Raw genomic sequence first — 22,208 nt, forward strand, 5'->3', positions numbered from 1 at the left:
GTCAGGCGCCTCGCTGGATGACGCCGTAGAACACCATCAGCGCGGTCACGGCGATCCACACGATGGTCAGGGGGATGAAGATCTTCCAGCCCAGCCGCATGATCTGGTCATAGCGGTAGCGCGGGAAGCTGGCGCGGAACCAGATGTAGGCGCTCATGAAGAACACGACCTTGGCGAACAGCCACGGCCAGCCGCCCTTCCAGACCCAGTCGATCCACGGCGAGACATCGGCGGTGACCCAGCCCTGGATCGGGCTCAGCCAGCCGCCCATGAAGAAGATCGAGACCAGGAAGCTGACCAGGATCATGTTGGCGTATTCGGCCAGGAAGAACAGCGCGAACGCCGAGCCGGAGTACTCCACCATGTGGCCGGCGACGATTTCCGATTCGCCTTCCACCACGTCGAACGGCGCGCGGTTGGTCTCGGCCACGCCGGACACCCAGTACACGATGAACAGCGGGAACAGCGGCAGCCAGTACCACTCGAACAAGCCGGCGTTGCCGCGCTGGGCCTCGACGATGTTGGACAGGTTGAGGCTGCCGGCGGCGATCATCACGCCGACCAGGGCGAAGCCCATCGCGATCTCGTAGCTGACCACCTGCGCGGCCGAACGCAGCGCGCCCAGGAAGGCGTACTTGGAGTTGGACGCCCAGCCGGCCAGGATGATGCCGTACACGCCCAGCGAGGTCATCGCCAGCAGGTACAGCAGGCCGGCGTTGGCGTTGGACAGCACCAGCTGCGCGTCGAAGGGAATCACCGCCCAGGCCGCGAAGGCCGGCGCCAGCGTGATCAGCGGCGCCAGGACGTAGATCGTCTTCTGCGCGCTGGCCGGCTGGATGATCTCCTTGAACAGCAGCTTGAACACGTCGGCGAAGGCCTGGAGGATGCCCATGCCCACGTACATCGGCCCGTGGCGCACGTGCATCCAGCCGATCAGCTTGCGCTCCCAGACCACGTAGAAGGCCACCGTGATGATCACCGGCATGGTGATCACCAGGATCTTCAGCACGATCCACACGATCAGGCCGCCCGCGCCCAGGCTGAGCAGCCAGTCGCGCAGGGGGCTGACGCCATTGATCAACAGCTCGTTCATGCAGCCACCACCTTCACCCGGCCGGCGCCGATCGGCGCGGTGGCGCCGTGGCCCGACTCGATCCACGCCGACCCCGGCGCGACACGGTCATTGATCGCCACCGGCAAGGTGGCCGTTCCATCGGCGGCCTGCACCTTGGCCACCTGCCCTTCGCCCAGGCCCAGCGCCTGCGCGTCCTGCGGATGCAGGCTGATGCCGGGCGCGGTGTTGAGCGGATGGGCCTGCAGCGCTTGCGCACGGCGCACGAAGCCATCGGTGCGGTAGATGCCGCAGGTGGCGACCACCTCCAGTCCCTCGCCGGCCAGCGACGGCGCGGCCGAGGCCTTGGGCGTCACCGCGGCCGGGTTGGCCAGGCTGGCGCGCGCGCCGGCCAGATCGGTGAAGTCGAAGCCCGGCAGACCCAGCACGCCGCCCAGGGCGCGCAGCACCTTCCAGCCCTCGCGCGCCTCGCCCGGCAGCTTGCCGCCGGCCTGGGTGCGCTGCTCGACGCCATCGAGATTGGTCAGCGTCGCCTCGATTTCCGGCAGCGCACCGATGGGGAGGATCACATCGGCCATGCGCCGCGTGGAGGCGCAGGCGAAGTGGCTGAACGCCACAACCTTGGCCGCGGTCAGCGCCTTCTGCGTGGCGAAGCCGTGGGCGAAGTCCAGGCCCGGCTCGATACCGTAGATCACATAGGCGGCGCGCGGCTGGGCGACCATGTCGGCCGCGTCGCGCACGCTCGGCAGCACGCCGGAGCGGGCCAGGCCCACGGCGTTGGCGCCCTGCGGGATGCGGCACAGCGCCGCGCCTGTCGCCGCGGCGAAGTCGGCGGCGGCCTTGCGCAGCGCGGCGGCCTGCGGATGGTTCTCGGCCAGCGCACCGACGATCACCACCGCCGAGCTGGCGCCCTGCACCGCCTCGCGCAGCGCCGAAGCGCCCAGCGCATCGGCCAGCTGCGACGGCGGCACGATGGTCTTGCTGGCCGCGCTGAAGGTAAAGTCGAAGTCCACCGGATTGACCAGGTGCACCTTGGCGCCGTTGCGCACCGCCTTGCGGATGCGCTGGTGCAGCAGCGGCAGCTCATGGCGCACATTGCTGCCGAACACCACGATCGCCCCGGCCTGCTCGATCTGCGCCAGCGGCAGCCCGAACGGCTGCGCGACGGCGGCGTCGGACAGATCGTTGGCCAAGATGCGATGGTCGAGGTTGCCGCTGCCCAGGCCCGCGGCCAGGCGCGCCACCAGGCCGCCCTCCTCGTTCGAGGTGGCCGGGTGGACCAGCACGCCGAGCTCGTCACCGGCGTGGGCCTTGAGGATCTCGGCGGCGGCGGCCAGGCCCTCGGCCCAGCTCACTTCCTTCCACTCGCCATCGACCTTCTGCAGCGGCTTGACCGCGCGGTCGGCGGCGTACAGGCCCTGGTGCGAATAGCGGTCGCGGTCGGACAGCCAGCACTCGTTGACCGCCTCGTTGTCGCGCGGCACGGTGCGCAGCACTTCGCCGCGACGCACGTGCACGTACAGGTTGGAGCCCATCGCGTCGTGGAAGCCCAGCGACTCGCGCGCCTGCAGCTCCCACGGACGGGCGCGGAACTGGAACACCTTGTTGGTCAGCGCGCCGACCGGGCACACGTCGACCACATTGCCCGACAGCTCGGTGGTCAGCGGCTTGCCGTCGTAGGTGCCGATCTGCAGGTTCTCGCCGCGGTACATGCCGCCCAGCTCGTAGGTGCCGGCCACTTCCGCGGTGAAGCGCACGCAGCGCGTGCACTGGATGCAGCGGGTCATCTCGGTGGCGACCAGCGGACCGATGTCCTCGTCGGGCACCACGCGCTTGCGCTCGTTGAAGCGGCTGACCGAGCGGCCATAGCCCAGCGAGACGTCCTGCAGCTCGCACTCGCCGCCCTGATCGCAGATCGGGCAGTCCAGCGGATGGTTGATCAGCAGGAACTCCATCACGCTGCGCTGGTACTTGAGCGCCTTCTCGTTGCGCGTGAACACCTTGAGCCCGTCGCCGACCGGCGTGGCGCAGGCCGGCGAAGGCTTGGGCGCGGGGCGGCCGCCGACTTCGGTATCGACCAGGCACATGCGGCAGTTGGCCGCGATGGACAGCTTGTCGTGATAGCAGAAGCGCGGGATCGGGATGCCGGCCTTGTCGGCGGCCTGGATGATCATCGAGCCCTTTGGCGCGTACAGGACGCGGCCATCGATCTCGATGGTGACGTGATCGGGCGGGACGTTGGGATCGACCGGTTGGGCGCTCATGCGGCGGCCTCCAGCTGGACGTCGACGATCGAGCGACCGTTGACGATGTAGTACTCGAACTCGTCCCAGAACTGGCGCAGGAAGCCCTGGATGGGCCACGCCGCCGCCTCGCCGAACGCGCAGATGGTGTGGCCTTCGATCTGGCCGGCCACGGCCTTGAGCTGGTGCAGGTCTTCCATCGTGCCCTTGCCGGCGACGATGCGCTCCAGCACCCGGTGCATCCAGCCGGTGCCTTCGCGGCACGGCGTGCACTGGCCGCAGGATTCCTTGTGGAAGAACTGGCTGATGCGGCAGGCGAAGCGCACGCAGCACACGCTGTCGTCCAGCACCACGATGGCGCCCGAGCCCAGGCCGGTGCCCAGCGCGCGCAGCGTGTCGTAGTCCATCTGCAGGCCCTTGAGCTGGTCGGCCTTGAGCACCGGCATCGACACGCCGCCGGGGACGGCGGCCTTGAGCTTGCGGCCCGGCTTGAGACCGCCGGCCATTTCCAGCAGCTCATCGAACGTGGTGCCCAGCGGCACCTCGAAGTTGCCGCCCTTGGCCACGCAGCCGGACACCGAGAAGATCTTCGGACCGCCGTTCTTGGTCCTGGACAGGCCCAGGAACCATTCCGGCCCGTTGCGGATGATCGCCGGCACCGAGGCGTAGGTCTCGGTGTTGTTGATCGTCGAGGGCTTGCCGTACAGGCCGAAGTTGGCCGGGAACGGCGGCTTGTAGCGCGGCTGGCCCTTCTTGCCTTCCAGCGACTCCATCAGCGCGGTTTCCTCACCGCAGATGTAGGCGCCGGCGCCCAGCGCGGCGTAGATGTCGATGTCCACGCCCGAGCCGAGCACGTTCTTGCCCAGCCAGCCGTGCTTGTAGGCATCGGCCAGGGCCTGCTCGAAATGCTCGAAGGGCTCGTGATGGAACTCGCCGCGCAGATAGTTGTAGCCCACGGTCGAACCGGTGGCGTAGCAGGCGATGGCCATGCCCTCCACCACCGAATGCGGGTTGTAGCGCAGGATGTCGCGATCCTTGCAGGTGCCCGGCTCGGACTCGTCCGAGTTGCAGAGGATGTACTTCTGCATGTCGCCCTTGGGCATGAAGGACCACTTCAGGCCGGTCGGGAAGCCGGCGCCGCCGCGGCCGCGCAGGTTGGAGGCCTTGACCATCTCGACCACGTCGGCCGGGCTGATCTTCTCTTCGAGGATCTTGCGCAGCGCGGCGTAACCGCCGGTCTTGAGGTAGTTCTCGTACGACCACGGGGTGTCGTAGTGCAGCGTGGTCAGGCACACCTGATGCGGCTGCGGGGCGGGACCGACCGGGCCAGTGGAAGCTGGGTGGGAATGTGCCATGCGCTTACTCCAGGCCGTCCAGCAGCTCATCGACCTTTTCGGGCGTGAGGTGCTCGTGGTAGTGGCCGTTGATCACCATCATCGGCGCGGCCGAACATGCGGCCAGGCACTCCTCCTCGCGCTTGAGGAAGATGCGGCCGTCGGCGGTGGACTGGCCACGCTTGCAGCCGAGCTTCTTCTCGGCGTACTGCGCCAGTTCCTCGCCCCCGTTGAGCCAGCAGCTGATGTTGGTGCAGAAGGCGACGTTGTGGCGGCCGACCTTCTCCAGCTCGAACATCGAATAGAAGCTGGCGACCTCGTAGGCCCACACCGGCGGCAGCTCCAGGTACTTGGCCACGCCGGCGATCAGCTCGTCGGTCAGCCAGCCGCCGTTCTGCTCCTGCGCGGCGTGCAGGCCCTGCAGCACGGCCGAGCGCTTGCGATCCGGCGGGAACTTGGTCAACCAGTGGTCGATATGGGCGCGCGTGGCGTCGCTCAGCACGACCATCGGGTCGACGTGGCGCGCGTTCTCGAAATTACCCGTGGCCCTCATCGGTCCACCTCACCAAAGACAAGATCATAGGTACCGATCATCGCCACCACGTCGGGCAGCATGTGCCCGACCACGATCGCGTCCATCGAAGAAAGGTGCACGAAGCCCGGCGCGCGCAGGTGCACGCGGAAGGGCTTGTTGGCGCCGTCGGAAACCAGGTAGCAGCCGAATTCGCCCTTGGGCGCTTCCACCGCGCTGTAGGTCTCGCCGGCCGGCACGCAATAGCCTTCGGAGAACAGCTTGAAGTGGTGGATCAGCGCTTCCATGTCGTCCTTCATGGACTCGCGGCTGGGCGGCGCGACCTTGAAGTTCTCGATCATCACCGGGCCCGGGTTGGCCTTCAGCCACTTCACGCACTGGGCGATGATGCGGTTGGACTCGCGCATCTCGGCGATGCGCACCAGGTAACGGTCGTAGCAGTCGCCGTTGAGGCCGATCGGGATATCGAAATCCACCGCGTCGTACTTGGCGTAGGGCTGCTTCTTGCGCAGGTCCCACTCGATGCCCGAGCCGCGCAGCATCACGCCGGTCATGCCCCAGGCGCGCGCCTGCTCGGGCGAGATCACGCCGATGCCGACGGTGCGCTGCTTCCAGATGCGGTTGTCGGTCAGCAGGGTCTCGTATTCGTCAACGCGCGAGGGGAAGGTCTTGGTGAACTCCTCCAGGAAGTCCAGCAGCGAACCCTCGCGCGCGGCGTTGAGGTGCTTGAGCGCCTGGCCCTTGTGCCAGGGCGACTCCTTGTACTTGGGCATCTGCCCCGGCAGGTCGCGGTAGACGCCGCCCGGACGGTAGTAGGTCGCGTGCATGCGCGCGCCGGAGACCGCCTCGTAGCAGTCCATCAGCTCCTCGCGCTCGCGGAAGGCGTACAGCATCACCGCCATCGCGCCGAGGTCCAGCGCGTTGGAACCGACCCACATCAGGTGGTTCAGGACGCGCGTGATCTCGTCGAACATCGTGCGGATGTACTGCGCACGCACCGGCGCCTCGATGCCCATCAGGGTCTCGATGGCGCGCACGTAGGCGTGCTCGTTGCACATCATCGACACGTAGTCCAGGCGATCCATGTAGCCGATCGACTGGTTGAACGGCTTGGACTCGGCCAGCTTCTCGGTGCCCCGGTGCAGCAGGCCGATATGCGGATCGGCGCGCACCACCGTCTCGCCGTCCATTTCCAGGATCAGGCGCAGCACGCCGTGGGCCGCAGGATGCTGCGGGCCGAAGTTCATCGTGTAGTTGCGGATCTCCTGCCGGGCCTCGGCGGGATTGCTCGCGAAAGGCGCATGGGCCTGGTTGACGTGCGATGGCTGGATCTGTGCGCTCATGACTTCGACTCCCGCGCCGCGGCTTCGCCGGCGGCGGTCTGGTAGCGCGCGTCCTCACGGATCACGCGCGGCACGCCCACGCGCGGCTCGACCGAGGTCACCGGCTCGTAGACCACGCGCTTGCGCTCTTCGTCGTAGCGCACCTCGACATTGCCGATCAGCGGGAAATCCTTGCGGAACGGATGGCCCACGAAGCCGTAGTCGGTGAGGATGCGGCGCAGGTCCGGATGGCCGGAGAAGACGATGCCGAACAGGTCGAAGGCCTCGCGCTCGAACCAGTTGGCGCCCGGCCAGATGTCGGTGACCGAGGCCACCACCGGCACGTCGTCGTTGGGCGCGAAGCAGCGCAGGCGCACGCGGCGGTTGTGCTGGTAGGAGATCAGGTGCGCCACCGCGGCGAAGCGGTTGGTCGGCACCGGCACCTCACCGATGCCGCCGGCGTTGCCGTTCTCGCGGGTCGGGAACTCGCCCCAGGCGAAGCGGCCGACGGCCTTGCCTTCCACGCCGCGCGAGAAGCCCTGCGAGGAGACGTCCGAGGTATCCCACTCATCGCTGCCGTAGCCGAGGTAGTCCACGCCGCACAGGTCGGTGAGCTGCTCGAAGCCGAAGTCGTCGCGCAGCGCCAGGCACAGCTCGTGCCACAGCGCGTGCGGAACCTCGATGGTGGTCTCGCCCGAGGGCGAAACGGTCACGGCCGCGTCCGGGAAACGGGCGCGCAGCGTGTCGGTATAAAGGGCTTGCTCTGCCATGGGGGCTTTGCGTGCTCTGAAAGGAGTGGATCAGCGGGCGATGGTCTGGGTGCGCCAGATCTTCTTCTGCAGCTGCAGGATGCCGTAGACCAGCGCCTCGGCCGTGGGCGGGCAGCCCGGCACGTAGACGTCGACCGGCACGATGCGATCGCAGCCGCGCACCACCGAGTAGGAATAGTGGTAGTAGCCGCCGCCGTTGGCGCAGCTGCCCATCGAGATCACCCACTTCGGGTCCGGCATCTGGTCGTAGACCTTGCGCAGCGCCGGGGCCATCTTGTTGACCAGGGTGCCGGCCACGATCATCACGTCGGACTGGCGCGGGCTGGGGCGGAACACGACCCCGTAGCGGTCCAGGTCCAGGCGCGCGGCGCCGGCGTGCATCATCTCCACCGCGCAGCAGGCCAGGCCGAAGGTCATCGGCCACATCGAGCCGGTGCGGGCCCAGTTCATCAGCGCATCGACGCTGGTGGTGACATAGCCTTTTTCCAGCAGCGGGTTGTCGCCTTCCGGCCGCAGGATGTCGTCCACCCGCCCTTCCGGGATCGGGTTGGTCATCAGCTTGTCGATGGTTTGGATCACTCCCATTCGAGCGCTCCCTTCTTCCAGACGTAAATGAAGCCCAGGAACAGCATGCCCACGAACAGGCCCATGGTGACCAGGGAGCGCGCACCGATGTCCATGAACACCTGGGTCCACGGCACGATGAAGATGATTTCCAGGTCGAAGACGATGAACTGGATGGCGATCAGGTAGTAGCGCACATCGAACTTCATGCGCGCGTCCTCGAATGCCTCGAAGCCGCATTCGTAGGGGGAGAGTTTCTCGGCGTCGGGGCGACGCGGGCCGATGAGGCGACCGATGATCATCAGCGCGATGCCGATGCCGGTGGCGACGATCAGGAAAAGCAGGTTCGGCAGGTAATTGGCCAGCACTCGCAGTTCTCTCTTTTAATTCCCGCGACCGGGGCACAGTCTACTGCCGCAGTGCGGCAGAAGCGTGCAGAGGTCGCTGACGGGTCCAGCCTTGCGGATCCACCGTGTTGACGGGCCGGGCGCGGGACCTCGGCAGTGCCCTGCCGTCCCGATCCGGCCCGGCATGGCCGGGCGCTTCGCCGCGTGTCCTTCCGCTTCTCGTACCGGACACTGCTGCGAACCTGACAATTGTAGCGTTCACTGAACTGCCGAGTAAACGATTTCGCGGTTTTGGATCGTGCCGCGAATTCGCCATCCTTGCCGGCGCCGCGACAGGCCCGCAGCGCCTGGCCGCGGGCTCCCACGGCGACGGCGACGTAAGGGCTCTTCATCGGAGCGCGGGGACGCGAAGCGGCTCATGACGCGCTTCGACGGCGAAAAGCGCACTTCGCCGCCCAGCCTCGATCCGGCCGGGAGCGGCTCCTCGGCTCGACCCGCCCTCCCTGGCGGACTCGCCGCCGCGGGCCATCCTAAGGCCCACTCTCCGCGCCCCCACCCGGGTCGAGGCGCTGCGGTGAATAGAACAGCACGTCTTCCAACTCAAAGGCATCGAGCAAGCGCCCTGCCCCCTCCCTTTCGCCGCAGGCGAAGGGGAGGGCCGGGGTGGGGTGCTTCTACTCTTCGCTTCGGTGGCTTATCCGGTAAAGCCCCGACCCCTCCCCATCCCTCCCCTGCGCTGCGCGCAAGGGAGGGGGCTCAAGCCAAAGCCCTGTGACCTGACGCGCGAGGCAGCGGGCCGGCGGGCGGTAGCCGCGAAGAACGAGGCAGGATGCCGAGCGCCTTAAGGCAGGACAGGATGCCCTGACCGAGGGAAAAGCGACCACTGCCCGCCGGACCGCTGCCCCTGTCGAAGCCAGAGCGCGAAGGCAACGCAGCTCTTGATCGGAAGGCAACCAACGAAAAAGGGCCCGACAAGGCCCTTTTCGTTTAACGCGTTGTGTGGTGCCCAAGAGGGGACTCGAACCCCTACGACTTTCGCCGCTACCACCTCAAGGTAGTGCGTCTACCAATTCCGCCACCTGGGCAAAGCTTGCCTGCCGGCTCGCATCGCGCGGGCCGGCATTGTACGTGTCACTGGGCCGGAGTGGGAGCCGGCTTGGTGGCCTCGGGCTGCGCCGGGGCCGAAGGCGCGGGCTGGGCGGCCGGCGCGGAAGCGGCGGGCGCGACCGTGTCGGCCGGCGCCGGGGCGACCGGCTGCTGCGACATGATGCCCAGATCCTGCTGCGCGCTGCCGGTGTGCGCGGTGCGCGAGGCGCTCCAGGCCATGAACAGGCTGATGGCGAAAAACGCCACGGCCAGCCATTTGGTGCTCTTGGACAGGAAGTTGGACGCGCCGCGCGCACCGAACACGGTGCCCGAGGCGCCCGCACCGAAGCCGGAGCCGGCCTGGGCGCCGGTCCCGCGCTGCATCAGCACCAGGCCGATGATGGTCACCGCCACCAGCACGTAGACCACATTGAGGATCAGCATCAACATCGACATGGATCGTGTTTCTCGTTGAAAGGCCCCGCCGCTTGGCAGCGACGGCGCCATGAAGTCTGTGTCTACCCGGCCGCCGCGCGGGCGATGGCCAGGAAGTCGGCGGCCACCAGCGAGGCGCCTCCGACCAGCCCGCCGTCGACATCGGGCTGGGCGAACAGCTCGGCGGCGTTGTCGGGCTTGACGCTGCCGCCGTACAGCAGGGGCAACGAATCGGCGATTCTAGCATCCACGCGCGCCACCACGCCACGGATGAAGGCGTGGACGTCCTGGGCCTGCTGCGGGGTCGCGGTGCGGCCGGTGCCGATCGCCCAGACCGGCTCGTAGGCCACCACCGCACCGTCGAAGCCGGCGCTGCCGGCCAGCGCCAGCACGGGCTCGAGCTGGGCGGCGATGACCTGCTCGGTCTGGCCGGCCTCGCGCTGCTCCAGGGTCTCGCCCACGCACAGCACCGGCACCAGGCCGGCATTGCGCGCGGCCATGAACTTGCGCGCGACCAGCTGGCTGCTCTCGTGGTGGTACTGGCGGCGCTCGGAATGCCCGACCAGGCCGTAGGTGGCGCCGACGTCGACCAGCATCGCGGCGGAGACCTCGCCGGTGTAGGCGCCCTTCTCGTTGGCGCTGACGTCCTGCGCGCCGAAGGCGATGGGCCGGCCCTCGAAGTCCTCGATCAGATCGCCCAGGTAAGGCAGCGGCGGCAGCACCACCACTTCGACGCCCGGCACGGGCAGGGCTTCTGCCAGGTCTCCGACCAGAGCCGTGGCGAAATCGCGGCTGCCGTGCAGCTTCCAGTTTCCGGCGACGATCCTGCGGCGCATGACAACTCCTATGAACATCAGGCGGGGCAGCATACCGCCTCGTCCGTGGTGGCTCGCTGACGAAGCCGCCCCACACATCCGCGGGCGGCCCGCCCGCCCTGCCCTTGCGGCGTCGATGCGCGGGCGCTGCCCGGGGATGCACACTGGCGCTCTCTTCCCGTCTCGCGCCCGCCATGTCCTCGACCGCCGTTCCTGCGCAACACCCCGGCTATGCACTGATCACGGGCGCCTCGGCCGGCATCGGGGCCGAATTCGCCCGTCAGTACGCCGCGCGCGGCGTGCCGCTGATCCTGACCGCGCGCCGCGCCGGACGGCTGCAGGCGCTGGCCACTGAACTGGGGACGCAGGTGGACGTGCAGGTGATCGCCGCCGACCTGGAAGATCCGGCCGCGCCCGCCCGGATCGCCGAGGAGATCGCGCGGCGCGGGCTGCGGGTCCAGGTGCTGGTCAACAACGCGGGCTACGGGGTGCCGGGCCGCTACCTCACGCGCGACTGGAGCGTGCATGCGCGTTTCATCCAGCTGATGGTGACCGCGCTGTGCGAGCTGACCTGGCGCCTGCTGCCGCAGATCGCCGCCAGTGGCTCGGGGCGGATCATCAATGTGGCCTCGTTCGCCGCGCTGGTGCCCGGGGCGGACGGGCAGACCTTGTATGCGCCGGCCAAGGCCTGGCTGGTGGCGATGAGTCAGTCGCTGTCGCTGGAGTATGCCGACCGCGGCGTGCGGGTCTGCGCGCTGTGCCCGGGCTTTACCTGGTCGGAGTTCCACGATGTCACGGGCACGCGCGATCAGATGTCGCGCCTGCCCCGGTGGATCTGGCTGAGCGCCGAGGAGGTCGTGCGCGAGGGCATCGCGGGGGTGGAGCGCGGCCAGGTGCTGGTGATCCCGGGCTGGCGCTGGCGGCTGCTGTACCACGTGGTACGCCACCTGCCGCAATCCTGGCTGCTGGCGCTGATGGCGCGCAGCTCGCGCAAGGTGCGTGCGCAGGTTTGAGGCGTTCGCGCACCCGGCCTTACTTCAAGCGCTTCTCACAGCGGCTCGTGCGTTCCGGCGCTCGAGCGGGAGCGTTCCCGCTTCGGAGGGGCAGCGGTCCGGCGGGCGGTACCCGCTTTTCTCTCGGTCAGGGCATCCTGCCCTGCCTTAAGACGCTCGGCTTGCTGCCTGGCTCGTCGCGACCACCGCCCGCCGGCCCGCTGCCTCGCACGTAGCGCCTGAAGGCCTCCACCTGTAGAGCGGGGCTTGCTCCGCTGGGGTTGGGCCGGACCATCGGGAAAGCCCCAGCGGAGCAAGCTCCGCTCTACAGGCAGGCCGCGACGTGATGGGGGAGAGTCGCTCCCACAGAAGCGTGACGCGCTGTCCCGACTAAGCGTCAACCGGTTAGGGCTGACGAGCCCAGGAGCCGCGCGCGTCGGCGAAGCGGCTTACTTCAGCTTGATCTCGCGCAGGCGCTCGTCCAGGTAGTCCTGGGCGGTGATGGCCTGGGGATAGCGCTTGGGGTTGTCCGGGGTGATCGTCGAAGGCAGCACGTCGATCAGGAAGTCCGGATTGGGGTGCAGGAAGAACGGCACCGAATAGCGCGGCTTGCGCGCCTCCTCGCCCGGCGGGTTGGTGACCCGGTGCGTGGTGGACGGATACACGTGGTTGGTCAGGCGCTGCAGCATGTCGCCGATGTTGACCACGATGGTGTCCGCGTCGCTGGTGAAAGGCACCCATTGGCCCTCGCGCGACTTCACTTCCAGGCCGGCGGCGCTGGCGCCGACCAGCAGCGTGATCAGGTTGATGTCTTCGTGCGCGCCGGCGCGCACGTTCGGGATGTCGTCGCTGGTGATCGGCGGATAGTGGATCGGGCGCAGGATCGAGTTGCCCGCATCGGTCTTGTCGGCGAAGTAATCCTCCGGCAGGCCGATGTGCAGCGCCAGCGCGGCCAGCACGTGGCTGCCCAGCGCATCGAGCTGCTGGTACAGGCCATAGGCGTGCTCGCGGAAGTTGGGCACCTCGTCCGGCCACAGGTTGGCGGGCATGACGCCGGCGTACTTGGAGTCGGCGGGGAGTTCGCGGCCGACGTGCCAGAACTCCTTGAGGTCGAAGTGCTTGGAATCCTTGGCCGTCTCCACGCCGAAGGCGGTGTAGCCGCGCGCGCCACCGATGCCGGGCACGCGGTACTTCAGCTTGGCCTCGTCCGGCAGCGCGAAGAAGTTCTTGAACACTTCGTAGGCCGCGTCGATATCGGCCTGCGGGATGCCGTGGTTGCGGATGCCGGCGAAGCCCCACTCTCGATAGGCGGCGCCCAGTTCGGCCACGAACGCCTCGCGGTCGGCGGCGCTGACGGGCGAGATGAAGCGGGCGATGTCGAGGGTGGGAATGGCGCTGCTCATGGGCAAACCGGAAGGCGAACGTGGCCTTCCAGTTTATCGCCTCGGGCCCTAACGCAGCAGCAGGTACAGGGCCCAGAGCGTGAGCGCCTTGACGACGGCCACGCCCAGGGCGATCAGCACTTTCTCATGCCGCGGCACGCACCGCCCCGGCCAGGGTGTCGAGCGTGGCCTGCATCAGCGCATCGTCGTCGGCTTCCACCGTGACGCGCACCACCGGCTCGGTGCCGGACGGGCGCAGGAAGGCGCGGCCGCGCCCGGCCACGGCGGCCTGGGCCTGCTGGAGCGCGGTCTGGACGGTCTGCGCCTCGACCACGGCCCTGGCGGCCACGCCGTCCAGGCGCACGTTGGTGGTGCGCTGCGGCAGCATGGTCAGGCCGGCCAAGGCCTGGTCCAGGCGGCGGCCGGTGCGGTGCAGGACTTCCAGCACCTGCAGCGCGCTGACGATGCCGTCGCCGGTGTTGGCCCGGTCCAGGCACAGGATGTGGCCGGAGGCCTCGCCGCCGAGCACGCCGCCGCCATCGACCAGGGCCTGGTGCACATAGCGGTCGCCGACCTTGGCGCGGGTGAAGGCGATGCCCTGCTCGCCCAGCGCCTGCTCCAGCCCGTAGTTGGTCATCAGCGTGCCGACCACCGCGCCATGCAGGCGCCCGGACCGCTTCCAGTCGCTGGCCAGCACGTACAGCAGGCCGTCGCCATCAATCACGCGGCCGTGGCCATCGACGAACAGCACGCGATCGCCGTCGCCGTCGAAGGCGATGCCCAGGTCGGCGCCGGACAGCACCACGCGCCGGGCCAGGCCCTCGGGATGGGTCGAACCGACGCCGTCGTTGATGTTCAGGCCGTTGGGCGCATCGCCGATGACCTCCACGCGCGCGCCGAGTTCGCGCAGCACGATCGGCGCGACCTGATAGGTGGCACCGTTGGCGCAGTCGACCACGATCTTCATGCCGGTCAGGTCGAACTCGCGCGGGACCGAGTTCTTGCAGCTTTCCACGTAGCGGCCGACCGCGTCGCGGGTGCGCACGGCCTTGCCCAGCGCCTCGGAGGCCACGGTGCGGAACGGCTGGTCCAGCGCGGCCTCGATCGCAAGCTCAGTGGCGTCGTCGAGCTTCTCGCCCTCGGCGGAGAAGAACTTGATGCCGTTGTCGTAATGCGGGTTGTGCGAGGCGGAGATGACGATGCCGCCGGAGGCGCGCAGCGCACGGGTCAGGTGCGAGACGGCCGGGGTGGGCATCGGCCCCATCAGCTGCACGTCCACGCCGGCGGCGACCAGCCCGGCCTCGAGCGCGGCCTCGAACATGTAGTTGGAGATGCGCGTGTCCTTGCCGATGATCACCACCGGCTTGCCCGCGCCGGCGCGGCGCACGCGCGCGGCCAGGGCGTGGCCATAGGCATTGCCCAGGCGCAGCATGAAGTCGGCCGAGATCGGCCCCTGGCCGACGCGCCCGCGGATCCCGTCGGTGCCGAAGTACTTCCGGCTGGCGACCATCAGGCGACCTCGGGTTCGACCGGCCGGGTCTGCTTCATCATCAGCGCGCACAGATCGGCCAGGCGGTCGCGCAGTTCGCGGCGGTCACAGATCTGGTCGATGGCGCCGTGGTCGAGCAGGAACTCGGAGCGCTGGAAGCCCTCCGGCAGCGTCTCGCGCACGGTCTGCTCGATCACGCGCGGACCGGCGAAGCCGATCAGCGCCTTGGGCTCGGCGATGTTGATGTCGCCCAGCATGGCGAAGCTGGCCGACACGCCGCCGGTGGTGGGATGGGTCAGCACCGAGATGTACGGCAGGCCGGCCGCGCGCAGGCGCCCCAGCGCGGCCGAGGTCTTGGCCATCTGCAGCAGCGAGAACAGGCTCTCCTGCATGCGCGCGCCGCCCGAGGCCGAGAAGCACACGAACGGGCAGCCCAGCTCCAGCGCCTTCTCCGCGCCCAGGGTGAAGCGCTCGCCCACCACCGAACCCATCGAGCCGCCCATGTAGGCGAAATCGAAGGCGCTGGCGACCAGCGCGCGCCCCTTGACCTGGCCCTGCAGGGTGATCAGCGCGTCGCGCTCGCCGGTGGCCTTCTGCGCGGCCTTGATCCGGTCGGAGTACTTCTTCTGGTCGCGGAACTTGAGCACGTCGGTCGGGCCCAGCGCGGCGCCCAGCTCGGTGGTGCTGCCGGCGTCGAACAGCGCCGCCAGCCGCGCGCGGGCGCGGATGGCCATGTGGTGGCCGCACTTGGGACAGACCTCGAGGTTTTCCTCGAGCTCAGGCCGGTACAGCACCGCGCCGCAGTTGTCGCACTTCTCCCAGAGCCCCTCGGGGACGCTGCGCTTGGGTTTGCGGGTCGCCGCGTCGGTGCGGATGCCCGAGGGCATCAGTTTGCTCAGCCAGCTCATGCGTGTTTGGAAACCTGGTACGGCGCGCCCCGGGGGCGCGGGATCAAGCGCGGCAGTTTAGCCCAGCGCCTGATCCAGCGCCTCACGCAGCGGCCGCAGGAAGGTTCCGGCCAGTTCAGCCGCCTGCGCCGGGTTTTGCGCCGCAGCAATGGCCTCGACCAGGGCGCTGCCGACCACGACCCCGTCGGCCGCCGGCGCCATGGCCGCCGCGCTGGCCGCGTCCTTGATGCCGAAACCCACCACCACCGGCACGCTGGCGGCCGCACGCAGGGTGCGCAGGCGCTCGCCGGCGGCCTGGGTGTCCAGCCGGTCCGAGGCGCCGGTCACGCCGGCGAAGCTGACGTAGTAGAGATAGCCCTGGCCCTGCTCGCACAGCAGCGCCATGCGTTCGGGGCTGGTAGTCGGCGCCGCCAGGGCGATCAGCTGCAGGCCGTAGGCATTGAAGGTGGCGCGGGTCTGGGCCGCCTCTTCCGGCGGCAGGTCGACCAGCAGCGCGCCGTCCACGCCGGCCTCGGTGGCCTCGCGCGCGAAGCGCTCGGCGCCGTGGATCTCGACCGGATTGAGGTAGCCCATCAGCACCACCGGCGTGGTCGCATCGGTCTGACGAAACGCGCGCACCACCTCGAGCACGAAGCGCAGGCCGGCGCCGCGCCCCAGCGCGCGCTCGGAGCTGCGCTGGATGGTCGGACCATCGGCCATCGGATCGGAAAACGGTATGCCCAGCTCGATCACGTCGGCACCGGCGGCGACCAGCGCGTGCATGACCGGCACGGTCGCCTCCAGCGAGGGATCGCCGGCGGTGATGAACGGGACCAGCGCCTTGCGCCCCTCGGCCTTGCGCGCGGCCAGCGCGGTGTCCAGGCGGTTCATTCGGGCTGGCTGTCGCGCGAGGCCTGCTCGGCCTGCTGGGCGGCGGCGTAGGCGGCGGCCAGCTCGGAGGCGCCCACGTCCACGCCGCGCTCGGCGCCGAGGATGTCCAAATGCTCGTTGAGCATGCGCCGGTACAGGCCGGTCATGTAGGCCAGGAAGCCCTGGCGCGACTCGGCCGGGCTCGGCTCCACCGTCAGGTAGACGTGCGCGTTGTAGCGGGCCACGCCGTAGAGCGCGGCGAAGCTGGTGCGCTTGCTGCCGTGGATGCCGCCCTGGCGGTTGGCCAGCTGCACGAACTTGTTGACCACATCGAAGAACTGCGGGTCCAGCGGAGCGTCGATGCTCGGCGGCGCCTGGGTGTCGTCGGCCATGAGGATTCCTTAGCGATTGCGTAGAGGGAAAGCGCGGCGCGGGCGCCGTCAGATCTGGATGTTCTCGCGCGCGGCGATGGTGTGCACATCCTTGTCGCCGCGGCCGGAGAGGTTGCACAGCACCAGCTGGTCGGAGGGCAGCTCGCGCGCCAGCTTGATCGCCTGGGCCACGGCATGGCTGGATTCCAGCGCCGCCAGGATGCCCTCGGTGCGCGCCAGGGTGTGGAACGCCGCCAGCGCCTCCTCGTCGGTGATGCCCAGGTACGTGGCGCGGCCCGAATCGGCCAGGAAGGCGTGCTCCGGGCCCACGCCCGGGTAGTCCAGGCCGGCGGAGATCGAGTGGGTCTCGATGATCTGGCCATCGTCGTCGCACAGCACGTATGTACGGTTGCCGTGCAGCACGCCGACCCGCCCGCCGGCGATGGAGGCCGCGTGGCGGCCGGTCTCCAGGCCATCGCCGGCCGGCTCGGCGCCGTAGAGGCGCACGTTCGCATCGTTGAGGAAGGCGTGGAAGATGCCGATGGCGTTGCTGCCGCCGCCGACGCAGGCGGTGATCGCATCGGGCAGGCGGCCGAACTGTTCGAGCATCTGCGCGCGCGCCTCGCGGCCGACGATGGCGTTGAAGTCGCGCACCATGCGCGGATACGGGTCGGGGCCGGCCACGGTGCCAATGATGTAGAAGGTGTCGGCCACGTTGGTCACCCAGTCGCGCATGGCCTCGTTGAGCGCGTCCTTGAGCGTCGCCGAGCCGCTGGTCACCGGCACCACGGTGGCGCCGAGCAGGCGCATGCGGTAGACGTTGGCCTTCTGCCGCTCGATGTCGGTGGAGCCCATGTAGACCACGCATTCCAGCCCCAGGCGCGCGGCCACGGTGGCGCTGGCCACGCCGTGCTGGCCGGCGCCGGTCTCGGCGATGATCCGGGTCTTGCCCATGCGGCTGGCCAGCAGGGCCTGGCCGATGGCGTTGTTGATCTTGTGCGCGCCGGTGTGGTTGAGGTCCTCGCGCTTGAGCAGGATCTGCGCGCCGCCCACCTCGCGGCTCAGGCGCCGGGCATGGTAGATCGGGCTGGGGCGGCCCACGTAGTGCTTGAGGTCGTCGTAGAACGCATCGGTGAAGGCCGGATCGGCGCGGGCCGTGTCGTAGGCGGCGGCCAGTTCCTGCAGCGGCCCGATCAGGGTCTCGGCGACAAAGCGCCCGCCGTGGCGGCCGAAGTGTCCGGCGGCGTCGGGATAGGCGTGGAAGTCACGGATGGCGGGAGCGGACATGAGGGCACCGGCATTGAACGAAGGCCGCCATCCTAGCCCAGCGCGGCGGGCGGCAATAGCGATAAGATCGCCTCGACCTGTCAGGAAATCTCACACATGGCCTCCCCTGCCCTGCCCCCGCTGGGCGCGCTGCGCGCCTTCGAGGCCGCGGCCCGGCTGGAAAGCGTCAGCCGCGCCGCCGACGAGCTGCATGTGACCCACGGTGCGGTCAGCCGGCAGATCCGGGCGCTGGAGGACGCGCTGGGCCAGCCGCTGTTCGACCGCGTCGGGCGCGGCCTGGTGCTGACCCCCGCCGGCCGCCGGCTGCGCGACGCCTGCGGCCAGGCCTTCACCCAGCTGGGCCAGGCCTGGCGCGAACTGCGGCGCGGGCCGGCCGGCGACACGCTGGTGCTGGGCTGTTCGGCCAGCGTCCTGGCGCGCTGGGTGATTCCCCGGCTGGAACGCATGCAGCAGGCGCTGCCCGGCGTGTCGCTGCACTTCTCCGCGCAGGAATCGCCGGATCGCGCCCTGGGCGAGGTCGACGCCCTCCTGCTGCTCGGCCAGGCGCCCTGGCCGGCCGGCTGGCAGGTGGCCGAACTGGCCGGCGAGACGATCGGGCCGGTCGTGGGCGCGCGCTATCCCGGCCTGCCGGCGCTGCAGGCCCAGCCGCCGACGGCGCTGCTGGGCGAGCGCCTGCTGCACACCGCCTCGCGCCCGCAGGCCTGGCCGCAGTGGGCCGCCGCGCACGGGCTGGATCCGCAGGGGCTGCAGTACGGCGAAGGCTTCCCACACCTGTACTACCTGCTCGAGGCGGCCGCCTCGGGGCTGGGCGTGGCGATCGCGCCGCGGCCGCTGGTGGAAGCGGACCTGGCCAGCGGCCGGCTGCTGGCGCCGTGGGGGTTCGCGCCCACGCCGGGGCGCTGGGCGCTGTGCGCGGCGGGCGGCCGCAGCGATCCGCGCCTGACGCGGCTGGCGGGCTGGCTGCGCGCGGAACTCGGCGCCGCCGGGCCTGCCTGAGCCTCCGGCGTTACTCGGCCACCGCCACCACTTCCTCTTCGGCATCGGCCACGAACTGCCCGCCCGCCTCCAGCTGGGCGAACAGGCCGCCCTGGGCGACCAGCGCGTCGAAGCGACCCTGCTCGACGATCTCCCCGTCCTTCATCACCAGGATCAGGTCGGCATTGCGCACGGTGCTCAGGCGGTGGGCGATGACGAAGGTGGTGCGATCGCGCGTGAGCCGGTTGAGGGCGCGCTGGATGCGCGCCTCGGTGGCGTTGTCCAGCGCGCTGGTGGCCTCGTCAGGATCAGGATCGGCGCGTTCTTCAGCATCGCCCGGGCGATGGACAGGCGCTGGCGCTCGCCGCCGGACAGCGACACGCCGCGCTCGGCGACCAGAGTCGAATAGCCCTCCGGCTTGACCACCACGAAGTTGTGCGCCTCGGCCGCGCGCGCGGCCTCCTCCATCTCCAGCGCGCTGGCGTCCGGCTTGCCCACGCGCAGGTTGTCGGCCACCGAGCGGTACAGCAGGCCCGGGTCCTGGAACACCACGGCGATGTGCTCGCGCAGCGAGGTCAGCTTGACCGTGCGGATATCGATGCCGTCGATGGTGATGCGGCCGCGGTCCGGGTCGTAGGCGCGATAGAGCAGGCTCAGCGCGGTCGACTTGCCCGCCCCGGTCGGCCCGACCAGGGCCACGGTGCTGCCGGCGGCGGCGGTGAAGTTCAGCGCGCGCAACGCCGGGTGCGAGGCGTCGTAGCCGAAGGACACGTCTTCGAAGCGCACCTCGCCGCGCACCTTGTCCGGCAGCGGCGGCGCCTTGGGATCCTCCTTGACCGTGGCATCGGTATCGAGCACGGCGAAGAAGTCGCTCAGCGACGGCGTCTGGAAGAACAGGTTGGAGATGAAGCCGGCGAAGGCCTCCAGCCGCCCGATCTGCAGCAACGCGAAGTTGACGAAGGTGACGATGCCGCCGACGGTGACCTCGCCCTTGGCGTTGAGCTGCGCGCCGAGGGCGAAGATCGCCACGATGGTGAGCGTGGAGGCGGCGCGGTTGGCCACCGACAGCCAGGCCCAGCCGCGCAGCACCGGGTACTGCGCGTCCAGCGCGCGCCGGGACATTTCACGGATGGCCTCGACCTCGGCCTGCAGGCGCGTATAGACCTGCACCACCGGCACGTTGCCCAGCACGTCGCCGGCGCGCTCGGAGATGGCGCTGTGCAACTGCTCGATCTGGCCCTGCGCGCGATGCGTGCGGCGCATGGCGATGGCGTTGAAGGTGGCGAAGGTCACCATCAGCCCGACCATCAGCAGGCCGAGCTTCCAGTTGACGTACAGCGACCAGGGGATCATCAGCAGGATCGACAGCAGCGTGGTCAGGTGGTCGCGGAAGAACCCCAGCCACAGGCCGAACAGGTTGTTGCTGCCGGTATGCATGATGCGCAGCAGCCGGCCGGTGTGGTGCTGGCCGTGATACGACAGCGGCAGCGCGATGGCGTGCTCGAAGTACTGGGCGATCACCGCCAGCCGGCGTCGATGCGCCAGGCGGTCGGCGAACAGCGAGACGAACACGCCGGCGGCGATGCCGCCGAAGCCCACGCCGGCCCACATGGCGATGTAGTGCCAGGCGCTACGCCCCTTGCCCTGCGCGGCCAGTGCGTCGATGACCTTGCCGAATAGCACCGGCTCCAGGAAGGCCACGCCGGACAGGGCCAGATTGGCCAGGACCAGGGTCACGGCGAGCCGCTTCTCGGGCGCGAGCAACTGCAGCACGCGCAGATAGACACGCCACAACGACATGCGCAGTTCTCCGGTCGGTCTCACGGCCAGTGTAGGGGCGGCCCGCGTGCAGGGTCCATCAATGCTGTCGCGATCGCGCGCTCAAGGCGCGCGATGCGAACGGTTCGAAGCCCTGGCTACGCCGCGGCGCTGGCGCCGCGCACCTGCGCGACGAAACGCCGCATCGCCTCGGCATCCTTGATGCCCGGCGCCGACTCGATCCCGCTGGACACGTCCACGCCCCAGGGCCGCACGCGACGCACCGCCTCGGCGACGTTGTCGGCGTTGAGGCCGCCGGCCAGCAGACACGGCGTGCCCACATCGCCCGGCCACAGCGTCCAATCGAAGGACTTGCCGGTGCCGCCGCCCTGCCCTGGCGCATGGCTGTCGAGCACGAAGCCCGCCGCGGACGGCCAGGCCTGCAGCGCGGCGCGCGCCTGCCGGGCATCGGTCACGCCGGTCATCGCCACGGCCTTGAGGAACGGAAGCCCGAAGGACGCACAGAAGGCGTCGTCCTCGCCGCCATGGAACTGCAGCACGTCCGGCGCCACCGCGTCGATGATCGCCTCGACCTGCGCGCGCGGCGCATCGCGCACCAGGACCACCGCGGCCACTTCGGCCGGCACCAGCGCACGCAGCGCGGCACCTTGTTCGAGCGTCAGCTGGCGCGGACCGCCGCCGTAGATGAAGCCGATGTAGTCCACGCCCAGCTCCACCGCCAGGCGCACGTCCTGGGGGCGGGTCATGCCGCAGAGCTTGATGCGGGTACGCATGGGCGAAGAGTGAGCGGAGCGAAGTGAGGCGTGGGCGTGGCTCGGCAGGATACGGCACGCCTGGGGCGGCCGCTCATTGCTCACGCCTCGCGCAAGGTCACTTCATCCGGCAGGCCCCAGCCGGCCGGATACAGCGGGCCGACGAACACCAGGCCCTGCGGCGGCGCGGTCGGGCCTGCCAGGGTGCGGTCGCGTCCGGCCAGCAGCTCGGCGACCCAGCCCTCGGGCTGTTCGCCGCGGCCGACCAGCAGCAGCGAGCCGACGATGTTGCGCACCATGTGATGCAGGAACGCATTGGCCTGCACCTCCACGATCACCTGCTCGCCTTGGCGCGCGACCGCGATGGACTGCAGCTCGCGCATCGGGTGGCGGGCCTGGCAGTGCACGGTGCGGAAGGCGGAGAAGTCGTTCTCGCCCAGCAGCGCCTGCGCGGCGCGATGCATGGCCGCCGCGTCCAGCGGCAGGCGCTCCCAGGACAGCAGCTGGCGGCCCAGCGCCGGGCGCACCGCGCGGTTCAGCAGTACGTAGCGATAGCGGCGTGCGCGCGCCGAGAAGCGGGCGTGGAAGTCCTCGGCTACCGGCACGCACCAGCGCACGCAGATCGATGGCGGCAGGTTGGCCGTGGCGCCCAGCGTCCAGCCGCGCGGCGTGCGCACCACCTCGGTGTCGAAGTGCACCACCTGGCATTGGCCGTGCACGCCGGCGTCGGTACGGCCGGCGCAGACCGTGTCGATGGACGTATTTGCCACGGCCGCCAGCGCCGCCTCCAGGGTGGACTGCACGCTGGGCGTGTGCACGGGCGCGCCGGGCTTCTCCAGCCGTTGCCAGCCCTGGAAGTCGCCGCCGTCGTATTCGACGCCAAGCGCGTAGCGCATCGCCTGCA

22 protein-coding genes and 1 tRNA gene are annotated in these 22,208 nt (G+C 69.6%); 2 read left to right on the plus strand and 21 right to left on the minus strand.

Going from position 1 to position 22,208, the window contains the following annotated elements:
• Position 1: 1 nt before the first annotated feature.
• From nuoH to tpiA, 11 genes are all read right to left on the minus strand, one after another.
• Positions 2-1,093: an NADH-quinone oxidoreductase subunit NuoH gene (gene nuoH / locus ACFJIT_RS08690; RefSeq protein ID WP_379655594.1), complete on the minus strand. Its 1,092-nt coding sequence runs from the start codon at positions 1,091-1,093 to the stop codon at positions 2-4.
• Complete coding sequence (gene nuoG, locus ACFJIT_RS08695) at positions 1,090-3,336, minus strand: NADH-quinone oxidoreductase subunit NuoG (protein WP_379655595.1); 2,247 nt, start codon at positions 3,334-3,336, stop codon at positions 1,090-1,092. The genes nuoH and nuoG overlap by 4 nt, the downstream gene beginning before the upstream one ends.
• Positions 3,333-4,670 (minus strand): NADH-quinone oxidoreductase subunit NuoF, encoded by a 1,338-nt coding sequence (gene nuoF / locus ACFJIT_RS08700; protein ID WP_379655596.1) that lies wholly within the window; start codon positions 4,668-4,670, stop codon positions 3,333-3,335. Before nuoF ends, nuoG begins: the two co-directional genes overlap by 4 nt.
• 4 nt (positions 4,671-4,674) lie before the next feature.
• Entirely contained in the window at positions 4,675-5,202 is a 528-nt protein-coding gene (nuoE, locus tag ACFJIT_RS08705) for an NADH-quinone oxidoreductase subunit NuoE (protein WP_130521783.1), read from the minus strand.
• A complete protein-coding gene (locus tag ACFJIT_RS08710; protein ID WP_130521784.1) occupies positions 5,199-6,524 on the minus strand; it encodes an NADH-quinone oxidoreductase subunit D in 1,326 nt (441 codons plus the stop codon). The genes nuoE and ACFJIT_RS08710 overlap by 4 nt, the downstream gene beginning before the upstream one ends.
• Complete coding sequence (locus tag ACFJIT_RS08715) at positions 6,521-7,273, minus strand: NADH-quinone oxidoreductase subunit C (protein WP_130521785.1); 753 nt, start codon at positions 7,271-7,273, stop codon at positions 6,521-6,523. The genes ACFJIT_RS08710 and ACFJIT_RS08715 overlap by 4 nt, the downstream gene beginning before the upstream one ends.
• 30 nt (positions 7,274-7,303) lie before the next feature.
• On the minus strand, positions 7,304-7,858 hold the full coding sequence (locus ACFJIT_RS08720; RefSeq protein ID WP_130521786.1) for an NADH-quinone oxidoreductase subunit B family protein: 555 nt from the start codon (positions 7,856-7,858) through the stop codon (positions 7,304-7,306).
• Positions 7,849-8,205, minus strand: coding sequence for an NADH-quinone oxidoreductase subunit A (locus ACFJIT_RS08725; RefSeq protein ID WP_130521787.1), 357 nt, complete (start codon positions 8,203-8,205; stop codon positions 7,849-7,851). Before ACFJIT_RS08725 ends, ACFJIT_RS08720 begins: the two co-directional genes overlap by 10 nt.
• A gap of 979 nt (positions 8,206-9,184) precedes the next feature.
• Positions 9,185-9,269: transfer RNA gene (locus tag ACFJIT_RS08730), tRNA-Leu, on the minus strand.
• Positions 9,270-9,315: 46 nt separating this feature from the next.
• Complete coding sequence (gene secG / locus ACFJIT_RS08735; protein WP_379655743.1) at positions 9,316-9,720, minus strand: preprotein translocase subunit SecG; 405 nt, start codon at positions 9,718-9,720, stop codon at positions 9,316-9,318.
• A 68-nt stretch (positions 9,721-9,788) separates the two neighbouring features.
• On the minus strand, positions 9,789-10,541 hold the full coding sequence (gene tpiA, locus ACFJIT_RS08740) for a triose-phosphate isomerase (RefSeq protein ID WP_130518830.1): 753 nt from the start codon (positions 10,539-10,541) through the stop codon (positions 9,789-9,791).
• Between the two features lie 173 nt (positions 10,542-10,714).
• On the opposite strand from tpiA, the gene ACFJIT_RS08745 reads away from it, so the two are divergent.
• On the plus strand, positions 10,715-11,533 hold the full coding sequence (locus ACFJIT_RS08745) for an SDR family NAD(P)-dependent oxidoreductase (RefSeq protein WP_379655597.1): 819 nt from the start codon (positions 10,715-10,717) through the stop codon (positions 11,531-11,533).
• Positions 11,534-11,961: 428 nt separating this feature from the next.
• On the opposite strand, the gene ACFJIT_RS08750 is transcribed toward ACFJIT_RS08745, so the two are convergent.
• From ACFJIT_RS08750 to trpB, 6 genes are all read right to left on the minus strand, one after another.
• Positions 11,962-12,915: an isopenicillin N synthase family dioxygenase gene (locus ACFJIT_RS08750; protein ID WP_379655598.1), complete on the minus strand. Its 954-nt coding sequence runs from the start codon at positions 12,913-12,915 to the stop codon at positions 11,962-11,964.
• A gap of 124 nt (positions 12,916-13,039) precedes the next feature.
• Positions 13,040-14,404 carry a phosphoglucosamine mutase gene (gene glmM, locus ACFJIT_RS08755; protein WP_130534064.1) on the minus strand — a complete coding sequence of 455 codons (1,365 nt, stop codon included), beginning with the start codon at positions 14,402-14,404 and terminating at the stop codon, positions 13,040-13,042.
• Complete coding sequence (gene accD / locus ACFJIT_RS08760) at positions 14,404-15,291, minus strand: acetyl-CoA carboxylase, carboxyltransferase subunit beta (RefSeq protein WP_130518839.1); 888 nt, start codon at positions 15,289-15,291, stop codon at positions 14,404-14,406. Before accD ends, glmM begins: the two co-directional genes overlap by 1 nt.
• Positions 15,292-15,348: 57 nt before the next feature.
• On the minus strand, positions 15,349-16,161 hold the full coding sequence (gene trpA, locus ACFJIT_RS08765) for a tryptophan synthase subunit alpha (RefSeq protein WP_379655599.1): 813 nt from the start codon (positions 16,159-16,161) through the stop codon (positions 15,349-15,351).
• Positions 16,158-16,532, minus strand: coding sequence for a DUF3144 domain-containing protein (locus ACFJIT_RS08770; protein WP_379655600.1), 375 nt, complete (start codon positions 16,530-16,532; stop codon positions 16,158-16,160). The genes trpA and ACFJIT_RS08770 overlap by 4 nt, the downstream gene beginning before the upstream one ends.
• Before the next feature lie 48 nt (positions 16,533-16,580).
• A complete protein-coding gene (trpB, locus tag ACFJIT_RS08775; RefSeq protein ID WP_130522221.1) occupies positions 16,581-17,798 on the minus strand; it encodes a tryptophan synthase subunit beta in 1,218 nt (405 codons plus the stop codon).
• Between the two features lie 96 nt (positions 17,799-17,894).
• Between trpB and ACFJIT_RS08780 the strand changes: the two genes are divergently transcribed.
• Positions 17,895-18,794 carry a LysR family transcriptional regulator gene (locus ACFJIT_RS08780; RefSeq protein WP_379655601.1) on the plus strand — a complete coding sequence of 300 codons (900 nt, stop codon included), beginning with the start codon at positions 17,895-17,897 and terminating at the stop codon, positions 18,792-18,794.
• A 10-nt stretch (positions 18,795-18,804) separates the two neighbouring features.
• Here the strand turns inward: ACFJIT_RS08780 and ACFJIT_RS08785 are convergent, their stop codons facing one another.
• From ACFJIT_RS08785 to truA, 4 genes are all read right to left on the minus strand, one after another.
• Positions 18,805-18,966, minus strand: coding sequence for a hypothetical protein (locus ACFJIT_RS08785; protein ID WP_379655602.1), 162 nt, complete (start codon positions 18,964-18,966; stop codon positions 18,805-18,807).
• Positions 18,967-18,971: 5 nt separating this feature from the next.
• On the minus strand, positions 18,972-20,573 hold the full coding sequence (locus tag ACFJIT_RS08790) for an ABC transporter transmembrane domain-containing protein (RefSeq protein ID WP_379655603.1): 1,602 nt from the start codon (positions 20,571-20,573) through the stop codon (positions 18,972-18,974).
• Positions 20,574-20,689: 116 nt separating this feature from the next.
• Positions 20,690-21,325: a phosphoribosylanthranilate isomerase gene (locus tag ACFJIT_RS08795; RefSeq protein ID WP_130534069.1), complete on the minus strand. Its 636-nt coding sequence runs from the start codon at positions 21,323-21,325 to the stop codon at positions 20,690-20,692.
• Between the two features lie 80 nt (positions 21,326-21,405).
• Entirely contained in the window at positions 21,406-22,200 is a 795-nt protein-coding gene (gene truA / locus ACFJIT_RS08800; RefSeq protein WP_379655604.1) for a tRNA pseudouridine(38-40) synthase TruA, read from the minus strand.
• Positions 22,201-22,208: the final 8 nt, after the last annotated feature.

This window comes from Pseudoxanthomonas sp. UC19_8 (assembly GCF_042700505.1).
Lineage (GTDB): Bacteria > Pseudomonadota > Gammaproteobacteria > Xanthomonadales > Xanthomonadaceae > Pseudoxanthomonas_A > Pseudoxanthomonas_A winnipegensis.